Genomic DNA, 21858 nt, shown 5'->3' with positions numbered 1-21858 from the left:
TTATTGCCCACCTTTTTGCCATACTAATTTTCCATTTACAAATGTATAACTTGTATCCCCATATAACGTCCATCCACCGAAAGGCGTATTGACTCCTTTTGATAGAAATTGCTTAGGATCCACGTTATAAGCTGATTCTAAGTCAAAAATCGCGAGATCGGCTTTGTCTCCGACCATCATCGTTCCGGCGCTTAGACCAAAGATTGATGCTGGTTTCACGGTCATCCAATCCACTAGTTGTTGCAAGGTAAAGCGTCCTGTTTTGACAAAATGAGTGTACAACAATTGGAAGGCATATTCTGATCCGACGATGCCAAATGGTGCTTTTAAAAAGCTTTGCATTTTTTCTTCATAGCCATGTGGGGCATGATCCGTCGCGATACAATCGATCGTGCCATCCAGCAGACCTTCGATCAACGCTTCACGGTCTTCTTGCCCACGTAACGGTGGGTTCATTTTCCAAAAGCCTTCATCGGCAGGAATATCTTCATCGATTAGAAGTAAATGATGAGGAGAAACTTCGGCTGTCACATGGATACCAGCTTTTTTGGCATCTCGGATCACTCGAACACTTTCTTTGGTCGAGACATGGCAGACATGGTAATGAGCACCCGTTGCTTCCGCCAAAAGTACATCACGAGCGATTTGAGAAGCTTCCGTTACACTCAAGATCCCCGGTAGTCCAAGTTCTTCTGCTTTTTTACCAGCATGCATCACGCCGCCAAAGAGTAAGGAATCATCTTCTGTATGGGCAACCAAGGCCAAGTCATTTTCGGCGGCTTGCTTCATTGCCAAATACATTGTGCCAGCAGTCTGAACCCCGACACCGTCATTTGTTAAGGCAAATGCCCCCGCGGCTTTCATTCCAGCTGCATCCGTCAACGTTTCGCTGCGCAAGTTTTCGGTGATCGGGGCGTATTGTAAGACATTGATTGACGCATCTGCGTTGATTTTTTCGTAAACAGCTGCTAATTTTTCCGGTGTATCGGGAACTGGGTCAAGGTTTGGCATTGCGCAAACTGTCGTGAACCCACCGCGAGCTGCTGCCATGCTGCCCGTTTCAATTGTTTCTTTGTATTCAAAGCCTGGTTCTCTGAAGTGTACATGAACATCCACTAAACCTGGCGTGATCAATTGCTCTTTGGCATCGATGACTTCGTCAAAATCTGTTTCGGGAAATGCTGTACCGATCCCGCGAATGATTCCTTCTTCGATCCAAATTGCTGCAGGAACACAGTGATTGTCTTTTTTGATGATTTTACCGTTTTTAATGAGTGTTTTCATGTAAACTTCCTCCTCTAATTCTTTCCTTTTTGCCTGTTAGGCCTTACCGTTCAACACCGCTTCAAGAATCGCCATTCGAACAAAGACGCCATTGGACATCTGTGTGATGATTCGTGAGCGTAAGCTTTCAACTAAGGCATCAGCCAATTCCACATCGCGATTGACCGGCGCTGGGTGCATTATGATCGCATGCTCTTTCATTCTTGCGGCGCGTTCGACGGTCAACCCGTGATTTTTTAAGTATTCTTCTTTTGAAAAGCTTTCCGTTCCATCATGGCGCTCGTGCTGGACACGAAGCATCATCATAACATCGACTTCTGCGACCAATTCGTCTAATGGTAGCCAATGACCGTATACTTCAAATTCTTCGTCATACCATTCCTTTGGACCTGAGAAGAAGACTTTCGCTCCGAGACGCTTCAACATTTGCATGTTTGATTTTGCGACCCGTGAGTGGGTGATGTCACCTACGATTGCGACTTTCAAGTCGTCAAAATGCCCAAACTCTTCATAGATCGTCATCAGATCTAGCAAGCATTGAGTTGGGTGTTGGCCGCTGCCGTCCCCGCCATTGATGATACTGCACTGGATCGTTTTGCTTTGGATCAAAGCGTCGTAGTAATTTTCATCGCCGTGGCGAATGACCGCAACGTCTACACCTAAAGCCGACATCGTCAAGACCGTGTCATACAAGGTCTCGCCTTTTTGAACAGAACTGGTGGAGGCTTCAAATTCGATGACTTCGATCCCTAGTTTTTTCTCAGCAACATCGAAGCTTTTGTGGGTTCTGGTACTGTTCTCAAAAAAGAGATTTGTTGCGAAATATTGTTCTTTTTGGGGCATCCATTTCGCCCCTCTTTTGAATTCTTGTCCTCTGCGGATGAGTCCCATCACTTCACGGTCCGTCAATGCTTCTACCGTCAAAAGATGCTTTAAGCTGATTCTTTCGGATTGAATAATCATGAATGAATTCCTCCTTTGATTCTGTTTAAACGATGAGTTGGCACAAGTTATTTTTCTTCGCTGCGAGAGCTGTCAGGTAAAATAAGATTCAAGAAGATCCCTAGGACAGTTGCTAACGCCATTGCGGATAATGTGAAGGTACCGACCGTGAAGACAAGACCGCCGATTCCTACCACAAGGATCACTGACGCAATGATCAAATTCTTCTTACGATCAAAATCGATTTTGTTGTCGATCAAAATTTTCAACCCGCTGGCAGCGATGACGCCAAAGAGCAGGAAGCTGATCCCTGAGATGACTGGACCAGGAATACTTAAGATCAATGCGCTTAGTTTTCCAACGAAGCCTAGTACGATGGCTAGAACTGCTGCACCACCGATAACGAACACACTGTGGACGCGTGTAATTGCTAAAACCCCAATGTTTTCTCCGTAACTTGTCACTGGGGGGCCCCCAACGAGACCGGCTGCAATTTGAGCAAACCCATCTCCCAATAGTGTTCGGTTCAAGCCTGGCTCTTCAAAAAAGTTCCGCTTCGTTAATTTGTTCAAGACCATCAGATGACCGATGTGTTCGGTCATGGTAACAAAAGCGATCGGCGCCATCGTAGTGATTGCATTCAGATACAGTTTTGGTTCATAGTTAATGAAGGGAATCTCGAAGCTCGGCATGCCAAACCAGTTGGCGTCAATGATGGGCTGTACATCGACGATTCCCGCTGCTAAGGCGATCAAGTATCCGCCCACGATCCCCAGAAGGATCGGAATCAGTCCTAAGAACCCTCGCAGAAACATATTGAAGAAAATCGTTAATCCTAAGGTAGCCAAGGCTACCAGAATGTACTTGAAATCGTAGACTGAGTCATTGTACATCGCATTCTGAGCTGCGTTAGCGGCTAACCCTAATCCAATCACCATAATCACAGGACCGACAATGATCGGTGGTAAGATCTTATCCAACCAAGCAGCACCCGCACGTTTAATGATCATCGAAACGATCACGTAGACCAACCCAGTCGTGATGGCGCCTTGTGCGATAGCTGGGTAGCCGTCAGATTTCATCAGCATCTGCATCGCTGCGATAAACGCAAAGCTGCTGCCTAGATACGCTGGAATCTTCCCTTTCGTCGTAACCAAGTAAACCAATGTTCCAATACCTGAACTAACTAGAGCGATGCTGGGGTTGATCCCAACGAGGATCGGAACTAAAACGGTTGCCCCAAACATCGTGAAAAGATGTTGTAAGCTTAGGCCTAACCAAGGCAGTGCTTTGGGCCGATCTTTGATGTCTAAAACTGCGTCTGGATTACGAAATTCTTGCTTCTGCATGTTGCTGTCACTCTTCTTCCTAGTCGTTTTCTTTATTGATCATGATCCGGTCAGAACCATCGGATTCTTCCATCTCCACGATAATTTCTTCACTTAAAGCAGTTGGAATATTTTTTCCAACAAAATCTGCCCGAATCGGCAATTCACGATGACCGCGGTCAACTAAAACGGCGAGTGAGATTCTTTTTGGTCGACCAATATCCATGATGGCATCCAAAGCTGCCCGAATCGTCCGTCCTGTAAACAAGACATCATCGATCAAGATGACTTCTTTGCCATCAATGGCAGTCGGGATGTCTGATGAATGGATCTCTGGATCATCTTCTGTCTTTTTGTCATCTCGGTACAAGGTGATGTCCAATTCACCGACAGGTACTTCTACGCCTTCTAGTTGTTTTAAACGTTCTGCTATTCGTTGCGCGATATAGATGCCGCGGGTTTTGATCCCTACCAGCACCAAGTTATCAATGCCTCGATTTCTTTCAATAATTTCATAGGTGATCCGCGTTAACGCTCGTTTCATTGTTACTGCATCTACTACTTCTTTCGCTGCCATATGTTATTCCCTCCTAATTTTGAACATAAAAAAACTCCTACCTGCTTGAGGTAGGAGTCATGTTTTCCGATCGTTGCCTAAAATCCCATTCTGTGGATTTTGGGTACACGTTATCATCTAGTAAGGGTTCGAATCTCCAACGCGGGAGTCGTCTGCTTACTCATTCCTTCTTAGCCTCACGGGACTACATTTAAAGGAGCTATTTAGTTGTTACAATTACTATACAGTTCTCACACAAAAAAATCAATCATTTTTTCGCAATTTTTTTAACGTGTCCGCGAACAGCTCTGGTAATGGCGCTTCAAAGACCAGCGACTCGCCTGTTGTTGGGTGGGTGAAGCCTAGAAGCTTGGCATGTAAAAACTGCCCATTGCCTTTTAGCGTGCGCTTAGGTCCATATAGCGGATCGCCAGCTAGCGGAAAACCGATGTACTGCATGTGGACTCTTATTTGATGGGTTCTTCCAGTTTCCAATTGCAATTCCACCAAGGTAAATTGATCAAAGCGTTCCAACACGGTGAAATGAGTCACTGCGGGTTTGCCATTCTCGATCACGGCTTGCATTTTCCGATTAACTTTCGAGCGGCCGATCGGTGCATTGATGGTGCCTTTTTCGTGGCTGATATTGCCATGGACCAATGCTACGTACTTGCGTAACGATGTTTTGTCTTTCAATTGTTTCGCTAACGACTCATGTGCCTGATCATTTTTGGCGATCATTAACAGACCCGACGTATCTTTGTCGATTCGATGAACGATTCCTGGCCGAACAACATCATTGATCGTGGATAAATCATCCATATGGTACAATAACGCATTGACCAAGGTGCCATTGGGATGCCCAGCGGATGGATGAACCACCATCCCTTGCGGCTTGTTGATGACTGCCACATCAGCATCTTGATAGACGATCGTCAAAGGAATATTTTCTGGTTGTAAGTCTACAACTTCAGGTTCTGGTACTTGGATGATCAAGTGATCACCTGCTTTTACCTTATAATTTGCCCGAACCGTTTCGCCCTTCAATGTGACCGCATCTTCTTTTAGCCACTGCTGGATTTGTGACCGACTATGATTTGGCAAGCGTTCAGCCAACACTTTGTCGACCCGCCCTTTTTCTTCTTTAATGATTACTTCAATTTGCTTTTCCATTTGATTCTCCTTGTTTCCCTTTTGCTTCGTCATCTACCAGTGCATAAATAAAAATCAAGATCACCCCGAACACTAATGACATATCAGCGATATTGAAAATTGGGAAATTGATAAAATCAAGCTGGAACATATCGACCACAAAGCCATGCTGCAACCGATCGATAAAATTACCGATCGCCCCACCTAGAACAAACGCAAGTCCGAAACGAAACCATAGACTGCTTTTTTGGTAGCGAAACAATAGGTAAACAACAACAGCAACCGCGATAACGGTGATGATCGCAAAAAAGGTGATTTTTCCTTCTAGAATACTCCAAGCTGCGCCCGTATTCTGAAGATAGGTCAGGGACAACACATTGTCGATCAGAGAATGTGTTTCACCCAGTTGATAATTGGCAACGATCCAAATTTTCAGCCATTGATCCAAGCCAATGACAACAGCACTTAACAAAAAAAACAACGCGATCATAAATTTTCCACTCTTTCTTCTTTAAAAATATCTCGCGGACGGATGATGCCCAAGAGATTTCCATTCGGATTTTTATCCTTGGTGATCAAAACCGCCTCAAGCAGGGCATTTTTTTGAAACAATTCTTCCACTTCTACGATGGTCGTTTCAGCCGACACGAAACAATAATTCGATCGTTTCCCATCTCCTGCTAATAATTCATCTGCCGTTCTGCCTGCCAACTTGATTTCACCATGGAGGCTTTCTTTCGCTAACCAGTATCCCAGCATCCGCAAGGTGATCAATCCCAAAAATCGACCATTATCATAGATCGGAAATTGTGAATAGCGCTTTTGGGCAACGATTTTCAATAACTCTGGTAATGGCAGGTGCTTTTCAAAACCAGTCACTCGTTTCGCAAAACGCGGCATGACTTTTTCAGGTGCCAGTAAGGAGCGTTCAATTTCTTGGATGCGATTGACAACCCATTCATTCGGTTCTGCAATGACAAAGTTTTCTCCGATTTTTTCATGTACGATGGCATTGCGCAGCTGAGCCATTTGTAATAGATCATCTTCTGCTCTTCTGACATTGATATTTTTGCTTTTTGACAAGCGACGAACCATTTCAGAAAAACCCATATTCCGCGGATTATCCAATTCGTCACGAAGCCGCTTTTCGATTCGATTAAAACTGCTCAAAAATTGATCTGCACCACTAGCCATGAGGAACCTCCTTGATAAGATACGCTTTTTTTAAATAAATCAAAACAAAGACAAAATATGCCACTAAATACACACCGACAAAAAGCAACGAGTAAAGGGAGATGGATAATAAGCCCAATACCCCCATCATGAGAAAAAGGCTTAAATAAAAGCCGATATATATTCTTTTAAGCGCAGGATTCATCACGACCTCCAGCTTGAGCGCTGATTGGTCTTTTGGTAAATGAAAAGGCTGACTTTCTAAAAAAAACATGCGCACACGAATCGGCGTCTGCTCAGCCAGCGCCAAAAAAATCGTTTGCTGATGATTGATGGCAGCGATTCTTTTTTTTCCTTGCATGACCTCCAAGGGACTGCCCATTCCATAAAAACCAGTCCTCCTAGTTAGTTGTAGCTCCATTGACAAAGATCACCTCAATTGGTTAAGTATACTTGATTATCAAAAGAAAGAAAATAGACTTTTGCTTGCTTCCTTGATTATTATAACAAGAATCCCTACTTTTATCTTCCATCACGTCTAATGAACGAGAAAAAGACGAATGCCGCTTGCACCCGTCCTTTCAAGTCATCTCTTTCCGTTTTTCCGTTTCAAATGCCGCGAATGCCTTCTTTGTTTGTGATAGCTCTTTTAAAAAAGACCGATCGCTTGGCCATCAGAAGTCACGTCCATATTGATGGCGGCAGGTTTCTTCGGTAATCCTGGCATCGTCATCACGGCACCAGTCAAGGCTACGATAAAGCCAGCCCCTAATTTTGGCACGAATTCGCGAATCATTACTGTAAAGTCATCTGGTGCGCCCAATCGCTTTGGATCATCACTAAAGGAATACTGGGTTTTTGCCATACAGATCGGCAGCTGATCCCAGCCTTGTTCTTTGAAGCTTTGCAACTGTGCCTTGGCTTTCGGCGCAAACTCAACCTCTGCCCCGCCATAGATTTCCCGCACGATCAAAGAAGCTTTATCCGCTAAAGGCAAATCGTCGGTATACAAGCGTTGATAGTTGGCAGGTTTTTCCTCGATTACTTGAACCACTGCTTTTGCTAAATCCGTTCCACCTGCACCACCGTCTGCCCAAACGGCTGTCCGTGCGATGGTGACGTCGATTTTCTGGCACATGGTTTCGACTAATGTTCGCTCCGCTTCGGTGTCTTGTGAGAACTCATTAAGCGCAACGACAACTGGAATCCCGTATTTACGCATGTTTTCAACATGTCGCTTTAAATTACTGAAGCCTAACTCTAATGCTTTTAAGTTTTCTGTCCCTAAATCAGCCACAGCGACCCCACCATGCATCTTCAGTGCTCTGATCGTCGCTACTACTACGATCGCATCTGGTGCCTTTGATAAGTTCGGTGTTTTGATATCAAGAAATTTCTCTGCCCCTAAGTCAGCACCAAACCCAGCTTCGGTCACCGTGTATTCGCCTAAGTGCAAAGCCGTCTCGGTTGCGATGACACTATTACACCCATGAGCGATATTTGCAAAAGGTCCGCCATGGATCAGCGCAGGGGTTCCTTCAATCGTTTGAACAAGATTCGGTTTGAGGGCATCTTTTAAAAGTAAGGCTAAAGCACCTTTGACCGCCAGATCTTTTACGTAAATCGGTTGTTTCTCAAAAGAATAACCAATTAAAATCTTTCCTAATCGCTCTTTTAAATTATCAATGCTTGTTGCCAAGCACAAAATCGCCATGATTTCACTAGCAACGGTGATGTCAAAACCGTCTTCTCGGGGAACGCCTTGTAACGGTCCCCCTAGACCGACGATCACTTGTCGTAACGCTCGATCATTCAAATCGACAACCCGTTTCCATGTGACCCGACGTCCGTCGATCCCCAGCTCATTGCCTTGCTGGATATGATTGTCGATCAATGCAGACAAGGCATTGTTTGCTGCTGTGATCGCATGCATATCGCCAGTGAAGTGTAAGTTGATGTCCTCCATCGGCAACACTTGTGCTTTGCCGCCGCCGGTGGCGCCGCCTTTGATGCCCATTACTGGTCCTAAAGATGGCTCACGTAAGGCGATGACGGTTTGCTTGCCGATTTGATTTAACGCATCTGCAAGTCCAATGGTCACGGTTGACTTGCCTTCTCCAGCGGGTGTCGGACTGATCGCTGTGACTAAAATGAGTTTACCCAGCGGATTGTTTGCTTTTTCGTTGATTGCCGACCATTCGATTTTTGCTTTATATTTGCCATAAAGTTCCAGGTCATCGCCTGTCAAACCAAGTGGTTCAGCAATTTCAATAATCGGTTTAGGCATTGATTCTTGTGCAATTTCGATATCTGATTTCATTTTTACCCTCAATTCACGAACTATTTAGCACTTTAAAATGTATTTTGTTTGCTATGCTCTTATTATACTTGATTTTATTCAGAAAGAAAGAGTGATTTTTCACACTTTTACAAGAAGTTTCACGAATCCTTTATGTAAACAAAAAACAACGTCCCTCCTAAGGCTGTAACGCCAAAAGGAGTGATCGCTGCTTTCTAGATTTCTATGAATTACTCGTTGGTTTTGACCTGCACCCTTTTTTCAGGGATTTTTTCTTGAAAAAAAGTTTCTAACCATGCCACATCTTTTTTACGCAACGTGAAGGTATACGTTTTTTGATGATCGGTAATGCTTATTAAACGGTTTATAATTTGCCATTTTTCTATCTCAGGTAAAGAAATAAGGCTTTTCTTCCATAAGCGCGCATAGCGAATCAGGAGCAAATCATTCCTGATGAGCATGCTTCGGTGAATCCCTAACCATACAAAAAAGAAAAAGACGGCTAATACGAGGTTGCTTTTCCAATAAGGTCTGGTATTTTCTAACGAAAGAATCAAACTGATAAATAATATCATCATAGTAAACGACCAATAAATGATCGCTGTAGCAGCTTCCGGTTGCCAATACAATTTACGCTTCATAAAAGTTCCTCACAACATAAAATTTCTAGTATACTATCTTTATCATATCAAAAAAGGGTGAGACAATGTTAAAAGTTTATCTTGATGCTTCCACGAAAGGCAACCCCGGCCCTAGTGGCGGTGGAATCGTCATTGTCGGTACTGATCTGCATGAACAAATTGCGTTTCCGCTACCTGATTCAACCAACCACCAAGCAGAGTTCGCTGTGATGGTCAACGCGTTGCAGCTGCTGATTGACAAAGGTTTACAGGAACAGACAATTATGCTCTATACCGACAGCAAAGTCGTTGCGCAGACCATCGACAAGAATTATACCAAAAACCCTGCTTTTTCTGATTATTTAACAGAAATTCAATACTTGTTGAAACAGTTCTCTTTAGCAATCATCCAATGGGTCCCTGAGAGTCAAAACAAAGGTGCCGACCATTTGGCACGCCAAGGATTAGCAAAAGCGATGAAATTAAAGGATCGGAGACAATAACCGAGAGAAGTTTTGTTTGAAGCGCAACCAGTAAGATTGCTTCGCCAAAATTTCATCCGTCAGTAATGTTGATTGTGCCATATCCTCTTCAAAGAAGCCTTTCAACGTTTGCGTGACATCGTGATCGTAGGCGAAGGCATTGACTTCAAAATTCAAGGCATAACTCCGAATGTCTTGATTCGTCGTCCCAAAGGAACTAATGGTATCATCCATCATGACCGTCTTCGCATGGAGGAAACCGTTGTTATAGATGTAGATTTTTGCACCACGACGATGCAAGTAATTGGCATAATGCTGCGTTGCCCGGTAAATAAATGGGTGATCCGGCATACATGGAATCATGATTCGGACGTCTACACCTGAGTGAATCGCAATTTCTAATGCATTCATCATACTGTCATCGGGAATCAAATAAGGCGTTTGGATCCAAATCGATTCTTTGGCAGCCAAAATCATTTTCACAAAGCCGCCTTTGAGAATTTGGGTCTCACTTTCAGGCCCATCAGCGACGATCTGCAAATCAACATTTCCAGAGCGCTCTTTCGGCGGTAGAATAAAGTAGCGATCCTCGTATTCCAGCTGATCCTCTTCTCTTTTTACAGATGCGTTCCAGTCACGAATAAAAATCTCTTGTAGTGTAAAACTGGCAGTACCTACGATTCTCGCATGGGTGTCTCGCCAATAGCCAAATTTGGCCTTTTTCCCTAAATATTGATCGCCGACATTAAAGCCGCCAGTCCATCCGATTTGACCGTCGATCACAACGATTTTTCGATGTAGATGGTAGTTCAATCGTGTGTTGCGGATTAGGTTCTTCGAAGTGATGAAAGGCACGACTTTTCCACCGGCATCAATCAACGGTTGAAAGAATTTCCGATTGGCCTTCGGTGACCCCCATGGATCATAGACCAAACGCACTTCAACACCTTCACGGGCTTTATCGATCAAGATTGACAAGAATTGGCCACCGATCTCATCATTAAAAAACGAATAATACTCCACATGCAGATTATCTTCTGCTTGCTTCATGTCCTCAAACAATGCTGCAAATTTTTCTTTTCCATCTGTATAAAATTCTACTTTGTTTCCTTTCGTCAAGGGAGATTCATCAAGGTTCTTAAAATAGCGCTCTAATAGATGATTGTCATCTGAGTAAGGATGTTCAGGAAAAGAATAATTGTGCACTTTGATGATTTGATTCAACTCATTGATCCTACTTTGGTGGTGCTCACTAAATTTATAAATAATTTCTCCGTCGATCCCCCGACCACAAAACAAGTACAACAAGAACCCGATGCCGGGGATGAATACCAATGTCATCATCCAAGCAAAGACACTTGCAATCGAGCGTGGTTTCCGAAAAACAGTAATAAAAGCAGCAATCGTATTTATAAACAAAAGTGCCAATAAGACCGTGGAAATCATGCTCATATCCATTTTTATCATAGTTTCCTCCTATATCCTGTAACCCTATAATAGGTAACTGTGATCGAAAGCAAGCTTCAATTCATAGTCCCCTAGTGTTTCTTTGATTTTTTGTTTCAGCATTTCTTCGATTTCATGATCACTATACGCCGGTTTTGCGGGAATCACTAAATCAAAAGCCAACAGATCTCCTTTGACCTGAAAATCATGCATCCGTAACTGTGGGTCAACGAAGCGAATGATCTTTGACACTTCTTTTTTTAAATGCCGATACTGCTGATCTTGAATTGGTACGGGATCAAGATGACAGACCAAGTCGACCTTTAAAGATTGGCGAAAATCTTGTTCAATGGCATCAATCACCTCATGCGCTTCTCGTAAAGTCCATGTTTCATCCACTTCGATATGCACACTGGCAAAGCGATTTTTCGGTCCATAATTATGAACCAGTAAATCATGGTAACCGAGAATCGTCGGATAGTGATCCAAGCGTTGCTCCATGGCAGCTACTTCTTCTTGCGTTGGGCGTGCCCCTAATAATTCGTTGATAAAGGAACGAATCATTTTGATTCCGCTAATCAAAATATACAAGGCAATCAGACAGCCGACAAAGCCATCGATACGTAGGCCAGTCAGCCACTCGATCGTCGCTGAAAACAAAACTGCCCCCGTTGTATACACATCGTTGAGACTGTCTTGTCCGCTGGCTTTAAGTGTTTGAGAGCCGATCAGGTTCGCCAGCTTGCGGTACATCGCTCCCTGCCAGATTTTGATCAAAATCGATAAGACCAAAACGATAAACAATAGTGGGGAAAGACGGATACTCGTCGGTTCCATGATGCGTTGCACAGAGCTGATGAGAAATTGGCCGCCAACAAACGTGATGATCAAAGATACTACAAACCCACTGATGGCTTCAAATCGCTCATGACCATATGGATGTTCACTGTCGGCTGGTTTCGCAGAGATCCGAAAACCGATCAATGTTAAAATAGACGAAGCGGTATCTGAAAGACTGTTGATGGCATCTGCCATAATCGAAACAGACTGGGCAGATAAGCCAATGATAAATTTCCCAGCAAATAATAGTAGGTTGGAAAGCAACCCGAGGCTACCTGCTAATTTCCCGATGGCTGTACGTTCGTAGACACCATTTTTTTTGCTACGATCTAAAAAAAAGTTTAGCAAATCATCACCCTCTCAAAAAACCATCTTTCTTATTTTACCCCGAAGGAATTCAATTAAACAACTATTCGTATCGTTTTTTCGAAAAAAAAGCGAATTCCCTTCAATTATCAAACGCATTTTCAGATAACACGTAGGAAAAAAGGAAAAAGATAACGGAAGGGTCTCCCCCTCCGTCATCTTCGTTCAAAAAAGGAATGTGTTAAAGACCTACGCTCCTCTTTCACCTATCTTCTTAAAGGAAAGGAACTCGCGGGTATAGATTCAACCATAGTGTGCTTACTTGGCAGCTAACCACGCTGCTGCTGTCTCAAGTGCTGCTGCGATTCCTTCTGGATTCTTCCCGCCGGCTTGTGCCATATCAGGACGGCCGCCACCGCCGCCGCCAACTTTAGGTGCGATCTCTTTGATCAAATCGCCCGCTTTCAATCCTTTTTCGTTGGCTGCTTTCTTCATGGCAGCTAAAAGATTCACTTTGCCATCATTCGCGGTAGCTAACACTAAAATATCAGAATGGTCTTTTTGTTTCCATTGGTCAGCTAGTTGACGTAATTGGTTCATGTCCTTTACAGTCACTTTTGCTGTGATCAGACGCAGACCATTTACTTCTTTGACATCCTTGAAAACATCCCCTGCTTGCTGGTTTGCTAACTTGCTGGCAAGAGCTTCGTTTTCTTTTTGCAATTCACGCAGCTGCGCTTGCAGTTGTTCTGTTTTGGCAACGACTTCTTTTAATTGGGCGGATTTAACGATCCCTGCAATTGCTTTTAATTGCGCTTCTTCTTCATGCAATAACGTATAAGCTTCTTGACTAGTCACTGCTTCAATCCGACGAACACCAGCACCGATCCCTGATTCAGAAACGATTTTGAAAATACCGATATCCTCCGTATTTGCTACATGGGTTCCCCCACATAATTCGATCGACCAATCGGCAACATTGACGACGCGAACGTCATGCCCATATTTTTCACCAAAGAGTGCCATCGCTCCCATGCCTTTTGCGGTATCGATATCCGTTTCGATCGTCACAACAGGAAGAGCTTCCCAAATTTTCTGGTTTACGATTTGTTCCATTTGGCTCAGCTCTTCGCTGGTCACTTGCCCAAAATGACTAAAGTCAAAGCGCAAATGTCCTGGAGCAACTAATGAACCTGCTTGGTTCGCATGGCTGCCCAATACTTCTTTTAAGGCTTTATGCAATAAGTGAGTCGCTGTATGATTTTTAATGATCTTATTGCGACGATGCTGATCCACTTGTAAGAAATAGTTCATGCCTTCTTGTAGTGGCGCTTTGATTGTAGCAGTATGCAAGAACTGACCGTTCGGTGCTTTTTTGACATCCGTCACTTCCGCTACGATCGTACCATCTTCTGCTACGATCGTGCCTGTGTCCGCAACTTGTCCACCCATTTCTGCGTAAAATGGTGTTTCGGCAAAAATCAGTTTTGCTTCACCTGTCGAAACAGAATCATGTAACGCTTCGTCTTGGATGATCACTAATAATTCGCTGTTTGCTTCAAGTGAATCATAGCCAACGAAACGGCTGTCTACTTTGATATCTGTCAATAAAGCGGATTGTACGCCCATTGAAAGCTCCGTTTGTCGAGCTGCACGAGCACGGGCACGTTGTGCATCCATTTCTTGTTCAAACCCTTGGTGGTCCACTTTCAACCCTTCGTCTTCCGCCACTTCTTCTGTCAATTCAACTGGGAAGCCGTAAGTGTCATACAATTTGAAAATATCTTGACCAGCTAACGTATCTTGACCGTCTGCTTTTACTTGGGCGATCACTTGATTTAAAATATCTAACCCTTCATTGATGGTTTCATGGAAACGTTCTTCCTCGTTGCGGATCACTTTCTCAATAAATTCTTGCTGCTCTAGTACTTCAGGATAGTAGCTTTCCATGATCTCGCCAACGATCGGTACTAATTTGTATAAGAAGGCAGCATCGATCCCTAATTTTTTCCCATGCATGACTGCACGACGTAATAAACGACGTAAAACATAGCCACGGCCTTCATTTGAAGGAAGTGCCCCATCGCCGATCGCAAAAGAAAGCGCGCGGATATGGTCTGCAATCACTTTAAAGGAGATATCTGTCGTTTTGCTGTCGCCGTAGTTCACACGACCGCTTAAATCTGCCACTGCATTAATGATCGGCAGAAACAAGTCTGTTTCAAAATTGGTTGGTGCATTTTGAACGATGGAAACCATTCGTTCCAGCCCCATCCCCGTATCAATGTTTTTATGTGGTAGTGGTTCATAGGAGCCATCTGGTTGATGATTGAATTCTGAAAAGACCAGATTCCAGATTTCCAAATAGCGTTCATTTTCGCCACCAGGATAGTTTTCGGGATCATCTTCCGCTACGTCATTAAACTCAGGACCACGGTCATAGAAAATCTCTGAATCTGGTCCACATGGTCCTGCACCGATGTCCCAAAAGTTGTCTTCAATCTCAACGATATGCTCTGGTGTCAAGCCGACTTCTTCTGCCCAGATCCGTTTTGCTTCTGTGTCTTTTGGATAAACCGTGACATATAATTTTTCTGGATCAAAAGCCATCCATTCTGGTGATGTCAAAAACTCCCAGGCCCAATGAATCGCTTCATTTTTAAAGTAATCGCCGATCGAAAAGTTGCCTAGCATTTCAAACATCGTATGGTGTCTCGCTGTTTTCCCAACATTTTCAATATCGTTGGTCCGAATCGATTTTTGCGCATTGGTAATTCTTGGGTTTTCAGGAACAACACTGCCATCAAAATATTTTTTTAGCGTTGCCACTCCTGAATTGATCCATAATAGGGTTGGATCGTTGACTGGGACAAGGGACGCACTTGGTTCAATTGAATGACCTTTTGATTGAAAGAAGTCCAAAAACATTTGGCGTACTTCTGCACTGGATAATTGTTTCACGTTATTCTCCTACTTTCTTCTGTGTTCGCTTAAGATACAGGGGCTGACAAAATTGCTGGTAAGGCGCTCTTATGCCTGTCGAGTCATTTTGACGAAAAAAAACACCATTGCAGAGCAAGGACGTCGATACGCGGTACCACCTTGCTTGCAATGATGTGACTCATTACCTCTTAGACTCGTTAACGCGGAGTGGACGGCAACATTTCTGCTACAGTTGAGCACCAAAGGGAGCAATCCGTCTGAATTCATGTTTTTCTCTCAGCAATGAAAAACTTTCTGTAATGAATCATCAAACCGACCATATCCTTCGTCATTCAAAGTATAAGGAAATGTGTCGAAAAAGTCAATCCTCAAATCCGTTCTTTGTTGATCAGAATCGCTTTGCGGTAACGATAGCTTTGCGGAGAAAGCTTTTGATCTGGCTGCAGCATTTTCCGTGAACGGTAATAACTGGCATATGGCAAGGCATCGAATAAAGGATGCCCACAAATCTGCCAGTTCTCCATTTTTAAAGACAAGCCATCTGTCAGCTCCCACGCATCCGCAAGCCCATAGGTGCAGCCAAATAAATTCGGTTCAAGCAATTCAGCGGTTGACAAAGAGACACCATCGTCGCAGGACTTTTCATTGCCCCAGCGAAAAAGTCGCCGAGTCGCAGCACCGCAAACGTATTCCCATTGATCCTCTGATAGTAGCTGAAAGCCTTGTTTATCTAACTGCTGTTTCAATTCTGTTTGACTGACGGATTCGTGGGTAAATAACTGATAGGTTTCCGATAACGGCTCTAGTGCAGCAAAATAGCGATTCTCTTCGTGGTAAAAAGCGGGTAATTCCCAACGCAAGCTTTCCTCAAAGGACGCTGGTGCTGTGAATTGTGCCTTTAGCTCTTTTTCGAAAACACTGAATTGATCGACTAACCCGTGAAACTCCCCAGTGATTGTATTTAACTGCCCGATATACCTTGCGCCAGCAGGCAGAGAACTTTTTTGGACTAGCATAGGATCAATCACAGCTTTGCGCAAAGGGCTCGTAGACTCATTGACAAAAATCCCCCAATCCTGGCTGGTTTCTAACTCATAGATTGTTTCCAGCTGGCGAATGATCTCGTTGGGGGCTGACTGCCAATTTTTACTCCAGCAAGTAGCTGGTAATCCTTGCACACCGAGATCCCAACCTAAGATCGCCTCAGAGTTCCCTGGTATAAAGACAAAGTCTTCGCCATCGATCGTTAATTCAAAGGTCGCACATTTCAACCCTGCATACGTCAACTGACTAAAATGGACATCGGTGATCTCCTTTAAAGGACTGACAAAATACATTAAAATTTGCTGGATCAGCTGTTCTTTGATTTCAAAGGACAGTGTCTTCCAATTTGACCATTGTAACGCCTCAAAAAAATCCACGTCATTTCTCCTCTCATCTGCTACAATTACTATATAACGAGTATACCACGAAAAAGGAGGAAAACGACTGATGCTTTATTTTGGACGCAGTCCGTGGATGCTACAAGCGGTTTTCGCCCTGCGGCAAGCCGTTTTTGTGGAAGAACAGCACATCCCTATAGAATGGGAATTTGATGAAAAAGACCAATCTTGCCCATACTTTCTTTGGCTAGATGGACGCATCCCGATCGCGACCATTCGCTATCAATTCTCTTCACCGAACACTCTGCAACCTGATCGCTTTTGCGTAGCCAAGGCCTATCGGCACCAAGGATACGGCACCAAATTATTGCATTATCTCGAAATGCGTGGTGTCCAAGAGGGTGCCCTCCAATCAGTGTTATCCGCAGAGATCGACGCTTGTGCGTTTTATGAATCCTGTGGGTATCAAAAAACATCCGAGCCCTATACTGAAGATGGTGTATTGTGTGTAGAAATGACCAAACAATTAAAAACAGCAGTCAAGTAAGAGAACACCCCTTACATGACTGCTGTTTTGGTAACCATTAACTATTCGAATTTTTCTTGTTTTTGCGGGCAGTTCGAGTCGTTTGACGACGTTCGATCTTCCGTTTTTCTTTGTTCTTCTTATCAACAGCCCATTGAATTTTTTTCTTGTAGCCAGGCTTGATTTTTTTCTTCTTTTTCTTGACTAAGCCAATCAAGGTTGGGTCTAATTCGTCACGAGATTTTTCCCGCTTTTGCCGACGATTCCGATCGTAAGTCGCAACGATCTCGCCATTTTTGATTTCCTTCGGTTGGAAAACAACCCCTAAATCTTCGATGGCTTGGATTGCTCCTTCATCGCTTGGATCATATAACGTGATCGCGGTCCCATCCATTTGGTTTCGACCGGTCCGACCAACACGGTGGATAAAGAAGTCTAAATCAGCTGGAATCTCAGCATTGATGACATGAGAAACCCCTTCAATATCAATTCCTCGCGCAGCTAAATCTGTTGCGACAACATATTGGTAGTCCAAATTTTGCACTTGGCGCATGATCCGTTTTCTTTCACGAGGACTGATGTCGCCGTGGATCTTCGCTACTTTTAAGCCTTGTTCCTTTAAGTAATCCGTAATTTCATCCACACGGCTCTTCGTGTTGGCAAAAACGATGGCAAGATAGGGATGGCCTGTAGTCAATAATTGGTAGATCAATTTATTGGTATTTTTCCCTTTGGTAGAAATCAACCAATTCTCGATCGTATCAGAGATGACTGCTTTCGATTTGATTTCTTCGATCAATGGATTGGCCATGTATTTTTTCAAGAATGGGCGCAATTTCTCTGGAATCGTTGCGGAGAAAACCAGCATTTGTAGTTTCTCAGGCAAACGTCCCGCAATTTGATCGACTTCTTCTAAAAAGCCCATATCCAAGGTCATGTCTGCTTCATCCACGACAAATACATTGGCAGTGTGAACCCCTAACGCTTGTTCGTTGATCATATCCAGGATACGACCAGGTGTCCCAATCACGACATGGGGCTGTTGATTTTGCAGACGGCTTAATTGACGTTGCTTATCCGTTCCTCCGACGAAATTTGACACTCGAATTTCAGGATCATGAAATCCGCCGATTTGTTTTGCGGCGTGATAGATTTGCGTGGCTAATTCACGACTCGGTGCAGTGATCACTACTTGCACTTCATCTTTTTCGGCATCGATTTTATCCATCAATGGCAGTAAAAATGTGTGGGTCTTACCACTTCCGGTCTGTGATTGCCCTACAACACTGCGTCCTTTTTGGATAACAGGTATCAGTTTTTCTTGCACTTCTGTTGGCTTAGAGAACTTTTTATCAGCAAGTGCTTCATAAATAAATGGTTGAAATTTAAATGACTCAAAAGACATTCAAACACCTTCTTTCTTTTAGCATCCTTTGGATTATAGCATATGTTGCCTTGTTTTCCTAACTTTCTTTTGTAATCGATTGAGGATCGATCGTACTGATAGTATACGTTGCACTGCGGCGTTCATAGAAAAAGCGGCTTTCTTTTTTTATTGCTGCCCACAAGAGATTCAAGTAAAAACCAAACTGGATCAACCCAAAAATAACTACCATCAACAAACTAACGACTAAAAGCAGCAGATTGTTGGACTCAAGAAACGGTGCGAAAAAGATATTGACCCGACTGATGCTGGCATAAATCAGATAAAACAAACCATAGCGTTTCAATAAAGCCCCCAAGCTGACACGCTCACGGCCTTCTTGCATGATTTTGATTCGTACGAGTTTTTTTCCAATCGTTTGTCCTTTGGCAAGGTAAGCCAACAACACAAAGTACAGCAACACTTCAAGAGCAAAGTACCAATAGTCCCCACTAAAGTCCCGTACCGTCTGTTGAGTGAGCAAACGAACAGCGATCACCACAATAAAACTGACCACTTTCAGTATTCCCCAGTCGATCAACCAAGCAAACACCCTTCGTGTCACAGTCACCCGAGTACCTTTGGCGTAAGAATCCGCATCCATCTCTTCCCTTGATGGCAATAAGAACGTAAAAAGTGGGGCGATCGTCCAGCCCACAAGCCCTCCAACTGTATTGACAAAGAGATCATTGACATCGAATAAGCGATACGGACGAGGATAAATAAAATACAGTCCCGTCAACTGCGTTAATTCAAAAAACAACGTCAAGCAAAACGTAATAACGAGTGTTTTTAAAAAGGAACATTTGAAGTAATAACGCAAATAGACCCCAAATGGTAAGGTCAACAATAAATTAAAGAGTGGCTCAAGGAAGACCCCCTGCTTCATAGCGGGAAGATAGGTTTGCGGATCGTGAATGTTTAAGACGGTCTGTTGGACAAAATGTTGCCACGATGCCCCTAACTGCAATTCCATCTTAGGACCAGTCATCTGTGCTACCTCTTCGATCGAGGGCAATGGTAGGATAACTAAGAAATAGGCGCACAATAAATAGAAGACAAATGAATACAAAACCAGTGCGCGTGACAAGATAAAACGACCGTATTTTCGATATTGGATAACAAAAAAAATCATTGATATCGCCAATGCTAGGAAAGGAAAAACCAGCAAGGCAACCTTTATTGGGGTAATATAAGCGGACATAAAGAACTCCTTCACGTTTTCTTTTTATCTTACACGCTATTTCCCAAAACGTAAATTTTGGAGTATCATAAAAGAAAAGGAGGTTAAAAAACCATGTTAAATCCCTATTTTGCCTTTGGCGTACCGGCATTCCTTTTGGTTTTATATGCAGCTTTTGCTCTTTTTCGCCGGTCTTCCGATATTCCCTATTTAGGCTTCGTCCTTTTCATCATTGCTGGTTTTCTGACAGGATTTAGTTTACAAGTCATTCAACAAGCCATCAATGAAGTGGAGAAAACATCTCTTGAACACGTGCAAGAAACCCACCTTTACTCGCCTTACTTATTAGCGATTCCATTGATTGTGGGCATTCTTTTACTGATTGTCAACTTGATTCGCGGCTATTTAAAAGTCAAAAACGTTCGTCTGCGGACAAAATAAAAACAACTTACCTAGAAATACGAATTGATCCTGCTCCTCTTGACGGGAAATGAGATCGCTTCGTATTTTTTTGGTAAGCTGCCTAGATTGCTAGACCCCTTCTAAAGATCCATCCGCCACTTTCGTAGTAAAACAGTTTATCAACTAAAAAAAGGTTTATTCGTCGGCTAGTTCTTCATCCAGGTCTGTCTCTGAGGTATCAGCAAAAGACTCTTTCACATCATCATTGACTTGCTCCAATAAATATTGCCAATCACTATTCGACACAACCACCACATCGATATTCTTTTCTTCATCGATCAGCTCGAGATTCGAAACATCCTCTCCTAACTGCTGGAATAGGTCGATCAATGTTTGGTCTTGTAGCGTTACGTATTCAGTCCGTTTCATCCTTCTTCCCCCCATGAGTCAAAAAATTCATAAAACAAGATATCGAAACTAGTAAGATCGGTCATCTTTTGTAAAGTAGATAGATCTAAACGAATAAACGCTTTTTCCACTAATAAATAATGGTTTTCTTCCAGCGCTTCTTCGATAAATGGTAAAATCTCTTCTTCATCCCCTAATGTTTCACTAGAGATTTGGTCGATTTGATCAAACAAGCGATCATCTTGCAACAAAAAGAATTGATCGTCGTAAAGATAGACTGCGATTTGATATTGCCGGATGGGTAGCTCAGCCCGAATGACAAAAAAGCATTCCCCTGAATTGGAAATCGCTGGCAATAGTTCATTCGGTTGTAATGCCTGTTGGTAGTACATTTCCATCCCTCCTTTGTACTTATTATTATAAAGAACAATGGAGGAAAAAGGAAATAATCGAATTTCAGTTTAAAAAACTCTAAACAAAGTTAAACATCCCACTCTGCATAGAATTCTTCTAAAAAATCCTTCATGAAAGCCACACGTCGTTGGGCTTCTTTTTTGCCATACGCCGTGGTCATCTTTTCAGGAAGCAAAAATAGTTTCTCATAAAAATGATTGATCACCGTCGTTCCTTTTCGGTAATCTTCATGATTTTGAAACGTCTTTGGGGCTAAGTCACTGACATGGATCGGGTGTTGATGACTGCCACCAAAATAACTCGTCCGTAAAATACCGATCGCACCTAAAGCATCGAGACGATCTGCATCACGAACGACGCGGCCTTCTACTGAGACAACTTGCGCGCCTTGCAAAAGTTCTTTTGAAAAAGACAGATTCTCGATAATAGAAAAAATTTCTTTCGTTTGTGCTTCACTGGCTCCCGCTGTGGTCAAACAAGCTCGCACTTCATTAGACGCCGCTGTGACATCCGCCACAACTTTGTCATCCACCGTATCATGGAGATAGGCTGCCGCCTGTACGACAAAGCAATCAACTGCCAATTCGTCGGCATCAATGATGGCTTGACTTAACCCAGCCACTCGTTTGACATGATCAAACCCATGTCCTGTGTAATCATTCCCCAGAATACTTTCGGCATAAGCAATTACTTTGCTAAGATCGGCAACATTGTATTCTTCCTTCATTTTTTTCCTTCTTTCGATATGA

General features: G+C 43.2%; 22 protein-coding genes. 3 read left to right on the top strand and 19 right to left on the bottom strand.

Annotated elements, in window-relative coordinates:
- From IGJ15_RS07805 to IGJ15_RS07760, 10 genes are all read right to left on the bottom strand, one after another.
- Positions 1–1284 carry a dihydroorotase gene (locus IGJ15_RS07805; RefSeq protein WP_074535789.1) on the bottom strand — a complete coding sequence of 428 codons (1284 nt, stop codon included), beginning with the start codon at positions 1282–1284 and terminating at the stop codon, positions 1–3.
- Positions 1285–1320: 36 nt separating this feature from the next.
- Complete coding sequence (locus tag IGJ15_RS07800; protein ID WP_005235988.1) at positions 1321–2247, bottom strand: aspartate carbamoyltransferase catalytic subunit; 927 nt, start codon at positions 2245–2247, stop codon at positions 1321–1323.
- Between the two features lie 47 nt (positions 2248–2294).
- Positions 2295–3575, bottom strand: a complete 1281-nt coding sequence (locus IGJ15_RS07795) for a solute carrier family 23 protein (protein WP_005235990.1) — start codon at positions 3573–3575, stop codon at positions 2295–2297.
- Between the two features lie 19 nt (positions 3576–3594).
- On the bottom strand, positions 3595–4131 hold the full coding sequence (pyrR, locus tag IGJ15_RS07790; protein WP_005231374.1) for a bifunctional pyr operon transcriptional regulator/uracil phosphoribosyltransferase PyrR: 537 nt from the start codon (positions 4129–4131) through the stop codon (positions 3595–3597).
- Between the two features lie 243 nt (positions 4132–4374).
- Positions 4375–5283, bottom strand: coding sequence for an RluA family pseudouridine synthase (locus tag IGJ15_RS07785; RefSeq protein WP_074535788.1), 909 nt, complete (start codon positions 5281–5283; stop codon positions 4375–4377).
- On the bottom strand, positions 5267–5752 hold the full coding sequence (lspA, locus tag IGJ15_RS07780; RefSeq protein WP_005226122.1) for a signal peptidase II: 486 nt from the start codon (positions 5750–5752) through the stop codon (positions 5267–5269). The genes IGJ15_RS07785 and lspA overlap by 17 nt, the downstream gene beginning before the upstream one ends.
- Entirely contained in the window at positions 5749–6456 is a 708-nt protein-coding gene (locus IGJ15_RS07775) for a CBS domain-containing protein (RefSeq protein WP_005226123.1), read from the bottom strand. Before IGJ15_RS07775 ends, lspA begins: the two co-directional genes overlap by 4 nt.
- Positions 6449–6856 (bottom strand): hypothetical protein, encoded by a 408-nt coding sequence (locus tag IGJ15_RS07770; protein WP_074535785.1) that lies wholly within the window; start codon positions 6854–6856, stop codon positions 6449–6451. Before IGJ15_RS07770 ends, IGJ15_RS07775 begins: the two co-directional genes overlap by 8 nt.
- Before the next feature lie 228 nt (positions 6857–7084).
- Complete coding sequence (locus IGJ15_RS07765) at positions 7085–8755, bottom strand: formate--tetrahydrofolate ligase (protein ID WP_333719173.1); 1671 nt, start codon at positions 8753–8755, stop codon at positions 7085–7087.
- A gap of 209 nt (positions 8756–8964) precedes the next feature.
- Complete coding sequence (locus IGJ15_RS07760; protein WP_005231379.1) at positions 8965–9375, bottom strand: EbsA family protein; 411 nt, start codon at positions 9373–9375, stop codon at positions 8965–8967.
- A gap of 65 nt (positions 9376–9440) precedes the next feature.
- Here IGJ15_RS07760 and IGJ15_RS07755 point away from each other — a divergent pair, with 65 nt between their 5' ends.
- Entirely contained in the window at positions 9441–9857 is a 417-nt protein-coding gene (locus IGJ15_RS07755) for a ribonuclease HI family protein (RefSeq protein ID WP_201689140.1), read from the top strand.
- Here IGJ15_RS07755 and cls read toward each other — a convergent pair.
- The 4 genes from cls to IGJ15_RS07735 all read right to left on the bottom strand — a co-directional run bounded on the left by cls (position 9837) and on the right by IGJ15_RS07735 (position 16792).
- The gene (gene cls / locus IGJ15_RS07750; protein WP_015509734.1) at positions 9837–11303 is read right to left on the bottom strand and encodes a cardiolipin synthase; all 1467 of its coding nucleotides are present in this window, start codon (positions 11301–11303) and stop codon (positions 9837–9839) included. The genes IGJ15_RS07755 and cls overlap by 21 nt on opposite strands.
- Before the next feature lie 24 nt (positions 11304–11327).
- Entirely contained in the window at positions 11328–12470 is a 1143-nt protein-coding gene (locus IGJ15_RS07745) for a cation diffusion facilitator family transporter (RefSeq protein ID WP_333719174.1), read from the bottom strand.
- 276 nt (positions 12471–12746) lie between these two features.
- A complete protein-coding gene (gene alaS, locus IGJ15_RS07740; protein ID WP_074535779.1) occupies positions 12747–15389 on the bottom strand; it encodes an alanine--tRNA ligase in 2643 nt (880 codons plus the stop codon).
- A 350-nt stretch (positions 15390–15739) separates the two neighbouring features.
- Entirely contained in the window at positions 15740–16792 is a 1053-nt protein-coding gene (locus IGJ15_RS07735; RefSeq protein ID WP_074535777.1) for a DUF7278 family profilin-like fold-containing protein, read from the bottom strand.
- A gap of 70 nt (positions 16793–16862) precedes the next feature.
- Here IGJ15_RS07735 and IGJ15_RS07730 point away from each other — a divergent pair, with 70 nt between their 5' ends.
- A complete protein-coding gene (locus tag IGJ15_RS07730; protein ID WP_142968453.1) occupies positions 16863–17300 on the top strand; it encodes a GNAT family N-acetyltransferase in 438 nt (145 codons plus the stop codon).
- A 37-nt stretch (positions 17301–17337) separates the two neighbouring features.
- Here the strand turns inward: IGJ15_RS07730 and IGJ15_RS07725 are convergent, their stop codons facing one another.
- Together IGJ15_RS07725 and IGJ15_RS07720 are read right to left on the bottom strand one after the other, a co-directional pair.
- Positions 17338–18684, bottom strand: a complete 1347-nt coding sequence (locus tag IGJ15_RS07725; RefSeq protein ID WP_005226134.1) for a DEAD/DEAH box helicase — start codon at positions 18682–18684, stop codon at positions 17338–17340.
- A 58-nt stretch (positions 18685–18742) separates the two neighbouring features.
- Positions 18743–19906 (bottom strand): VanZ family protein, encoded by a 1164-nt coding sequence (locus tag IGJ15_RS07720; protein ID WP_142968454.1) that lies wholly within the window; start codon positions 19904–19906, stop codon positions 18743–18745.
- Positions 19907–19999: 93 nt separating this feature from the next.
- Between IGJ15_RS07720 and IGJ15_RS07715 the strand changes: the two genes are divergently transcribed.
- A complete protein-coding gene (locus IGJ15_RS07715; RefSeq protein WP_010748384.1) occupies positions 20000–20326 on the top strand; it encodes a hypothetical protein in 327 nt (108 codons plus the stop codon).
- 156 nt (positions 20327–20482) lie between these two features.
- Here the strand turns inward: IGJ15_RS07715 and IGJ15_RS07710 are convergent, their stop codons facing one another.
- The 3 genes from IGJ15_RS07710 to IGJ15_RS07700 form a co-directional block, all read right to left on the bottom strand.
- Entirely contained in the window at positions 20483–20716 is a 234-nt protein-coding gene (locus tag IGJ15_RS07710; RefSeq protein WP_010748385.1) for a hypothetical protein, read from the bottom strand.
- The gene (locus IGJ15_RS07705; RefSeq protein WP_005226138.1) at positions 20713–21093 is read right to left on the bottom strand and encodes a hypothetical protein; all 381 of its coding nucleotides are present in this window, start codon (positions 21091–21093) and stop codon (positions 20713–20715) included. Before IGJ15_RS07705 ends, IGJ15_RS07710 begins: the two co-directional genes overlap by 4 nt.
- Positions 21094–21176: 83 nt before the next feature.
- On the bottom strand, positions 21177–21836 hold the full coding sequence (locus IGJ15_RS07700; protein WP_005226139.1) for an HD domain-containing protein: 660 nt from the start codon (positions 21834–21836) through the stop codon (positions 21177–21179).
- Positions 21837–21858 lie beyond the last annotated feature (22 nt).

It is taken from the genome of Enterococcus sp. AZ079 (assembly GCF_050547255.1).
GTDB lineage: Bacteria > Bacillota > Bacilli > Lactobacillales > Enterococcaceae > Enterococcus_D > Enterococcus_D casseliflavus.
Note: the sequence above shows the minus strand (reverse complement) of the source record. Positions and strands in the feature narration are given on the sequence as shown.